The following is a 3186-nucleotide window of genomic DNA, read 5'->3' as shown; positions in this document are numbered from 1 at the left end:
TTGTCGACGATGGCGAGCTGCGCATCGAAGCGTTTTGCAAGCGCGCGCGCCCGCACTACGCCGCCGATGTCGGGCGATACGACGACGACATTGCCGAGCTGCTTGTATTTCGCCTTCACGTCGCGGGCCATCACCGGCACCGAGAACAGATTGTCGGTCGGAATGTCGAAGAAGCCCTGGATCTGGCCGGCGTGGAGGTCGAGCGTCAGCACGCGATCGGCGCCGGCGCGGGTGATCATGTTGGCGACGAGCTTGGCCGAAATCGGCGTGCGGCCTGAGGCGCGGCGGTCCTGCCTGGCGTAGCCGAAATAGGGAATGACCGCCGTGATGCGCCTTGCCGAGGAGCGCATGAAGGCGTCCATCATGATGAGCAGCTCCATCAGATGGTCGTTGGTCGGATAGGAGGTCGACTGCAGGATGAAGACATCCTCGCCGCGCACGTTCTCCTGGATCTCGACGAAGATCTCCTGATCGGCGAAGCGCCTGACGCTGGCCTTCCCCAGCGGGATGTTGAGATAGCGAGCGACCGCTTCGGCCAGCACCCTGTTGGAATTGCCCGCAAAAAGCTTCATGCACCGTTCCTGGTGAAGGATGGAGAGACCGGACAGACTCTCATGAGCCTTTATGCCGGGCTTTTAGCGGCCCGCGCCGGTATTGCAAGCCTCGTGATCGGGAATCGTTCGACAAGGCGCAACAAAGGCCGGCTGGATCGCAAGCCGGCAACAGGTTGGTCGATCAACCGGCGCCGTCGCCGCCGAGCCACGCGGTGAACTGGTCGATCGTCTGGTCGGCGATGGCCTGCATGGTCGCCGGCGCTACTGCCGGCCAGCCTTCGCCACTGCCGACCGAGGCCGCTTTCTGCTGGCCATTGATGCGATGCAGGCGGTTGCCCGACGGATCGTAGATATCCCAGACATAGATGACTGTGGTGTCCTTGCCTTCGGACATGGTCGAGAAATAACCCTTCAGCACATGCGTCGCCGTCTGGTCGGTGCTGCCGACAAGGGTCACGCCGCGCTGCCTGGCGCGCGTCTGCAATTCCGCCGTCAAGGGTGCTGCGGCCTCCACCGAGGCGCCGACGATCGGCGCTACCTGCAGCCGGGTCTTGGCGATGGCGGCGGCCTGAGCCGGCGTGGCAGGCGTTGAAGCCGCCGCGGTCGCTGTGGGCGCGGGCGCGGTGGTCGTTGTTGGCGATGCGGTGGCCGACGTGCCCTGGGTGGCCGGCAGAGCCTGGGCCGAACCCGCCGGCGGCTTGACGGCAGAAGGATCGAGGACGTCCTTGGCGTTGGTGCAGGCGGCCAGCGCCAGCGCCGCAAGCAATGACACGGTCGTCACCTGCGATCGTCTCATTTGCCCGACAACTCCCTGGTGGCGAACGCCCCCGCGTGAACCAACCATTATGGATTCACTGCACGATCAAGTCGAGATCATGGCGCGAGAGCGGCTTCGGCGCCGATTCCGTGGTAAGATAGGTGCGGCCAAGCGTCATCGCCGTATCGGTTTCCGAATCCATGATGATCATATGCGCGAACAGCGTCATGCTGGGCGCGATCGGCTCCGGATTGCCCTGGTAGAACATCGGCATGTCCATCCAGGACGGCGTGAAGCGGGCGCCGAGCGAATAGCCGCAGGCGTTCAGCCGGTGCTTGGTCAGATTATGCGCCTCGAGCGTACGGGCATGCGCGTCGAAGACGTCGCCGAAGGAATTGCCCGGCGTCATCGCCTTCTCGACGGCAAGCAGAGCCGCGCGGGCGGCATCGAACAGTTCCTGGTGGCGCTTCGAGATCTTCCCGGTCAAAACGGTGCGCATCATCGCCGCGTGATAGTGATGGAAGACGCCCGCCCATTCGAGCGTCAGCTGGTCGTTCTTGGTGAGCTTGCGGCGGCCGGCCTTGTAGCGGCAGAGCAGGGCATCGGCGCCGGAGCCGATGATGAATTCGTTGGCGGGATAGTCGCCGCCGCCGGCAAAAACTGCTCCTTGCATGGCGGCCAGGATCAGCGCCTCGTCGCCGCCCTGCTTGATCAGCGGCAGCGCGGCATCGAGCGCATCGTCGGCGAGGCTTGCGGCTTTTTCGGCCTTGGCGATCTCGGCCGGACTCTTGAAGAGACGCAGCCGGCCGACGATTCCGGAAGCATCGGCGATCTGGCCGAAGGTCTGCAACTGCTCGTCCACGCGACGGCCATTGTAGGCCGTGAGGCCGTGCGTGTCGTATTCCACGCCGATGCGGGCGCCAAGCAGATCGAGATCGTTGAGCAGGTTGCGCAGGTCGATCGCGGGATTGGCGCCATCACGATCGGTCCACAATACGATATTCTCGATGGTCGAGGTGTTTCGCGCCTGCCTCAAATCGGCCGAGCGGGTGAGCAGCACCATCGAGCCGTCGCCCTTCACCACCAGGCACTGGAAGAAGCAGAAGCCGAAAGTGTCGTAGCCGGTCAGCCAGTACATGCTCTCCTGCGCGAACAAAAGCACGGCGTCGAGCTTCTTCTCGGCCATCTCGATCAGCAGCCGGTCGCGCCGCGCGTCGAATTCCGAACGTTCGAAATGCAGCGCCATTACTCTTTCTCCAGAACGATTGCCGAGACCTGCCGCCCGTAATCCGCTTCCTTGCGGTGGGTGGTGCGGCGGTAGGAATAGAAAAGGTGTTCTTCCGCGTAAGTGCAGCGGCCGAGCCCGTCGGCGGTCACGCCGGCCTTGCGCAACCGGTCGACCGTATATTGGTTGAGGTCGAACATCGAGTGGCCAGGGTTCTGCGACGACTTGAAGTAGCGTTGATTGCCGGCGTCGGCCTCGATGAAGCGAGCGACGAATTCCGGTCCCACCTCGTAATTGTCGGGTCCGATGGAAGGGCCGAGCACGGCGACGATGCGATCGCGGCGGGCGCCGAGCCCTTCCATCGCGGCTACGGTGTTTTCGAGCACGCCGGTGAGGGCGCCTTTCCAGCCGGCATGGGCCGCGCCGATGACGCGCGCCTCCGCGTCGGCGAACAGCACCGGTCCGCAATCGGCCGTCGAGGCGCCGACAGCGATGCCCGGCCGGTCGGTGACGATGGCGTCTGCCTTGGGGCGAGCGCCGGCAAAAGGCTCCTTGGCAATGACGACATCGGGAGAATGGACCTGGTGCGCGGTGAGGAGATGATCCGCCGGCACGCCCATCCAGTAGGCAACGCGGCGGCGGTTCTCGGC

General features: G+C 64.4%; 4 protein-coding genes. All 4 read right to left on the bottom strand.

The annotated features are described in order from the left end of the window. On the bottom strand, window positions 1–572 hold a 572-nt coding region (locus EOA79_RS30990), incomplete at its 3' end, for a ribose-phosphate diphosphokinase (protein ID WP_128293626.1). 163 nt (window positions 573–735) lie between these two features. Further along, window positions 736–1350 carry a hypothetical protein gene (locus tag EOA79_RS30985; RefSeq protein ID WP_095823262.1) on the bottom strand — a complete coding sequence of 205 codons (615 nt, stop codon included), beginning with the start codon at window positions 1348–1350 and terminating at the stop codon, window positions 736–738. Between the two features lie 55 nt (window positions 1351–1405). Beyond that, entirely contained in the window at window positions 1406–2557 is a 1152-nt protein-coding gene (locus tag EOA79_RS30980; RefSeq protein WP_067326575.1) for a Xaa-Pro peptidase family protein, read from the bottom strand. Then, on the bottom strand, window positions 2557–3186 hold a 630-nt coding region (pgeF, locus tag EOA79_RS30975), incomplete at its 5' end, for a peptidoglycan editing factor PgeF (protein ID WP_128293624.1). The genes pgeF and EOA79_RS30980, both read right to left, overlap by 1 nt.

It is taken from the genome of Mesorhizobium sp. M1A.F.Ca.IN.020.03.2.1 (assembly GCF_004023205.1).
Classification (GTDB): Bacteria; Pseudomonadota; Alphaproteobacteria; order Rhizobiales; family Rhizobiaceae; genus Mesorhizobium.
Note: the sequence above shows the minus strand (reverse complement) of the source record. Positions and strands in the feature narration are given on the sequence as shown.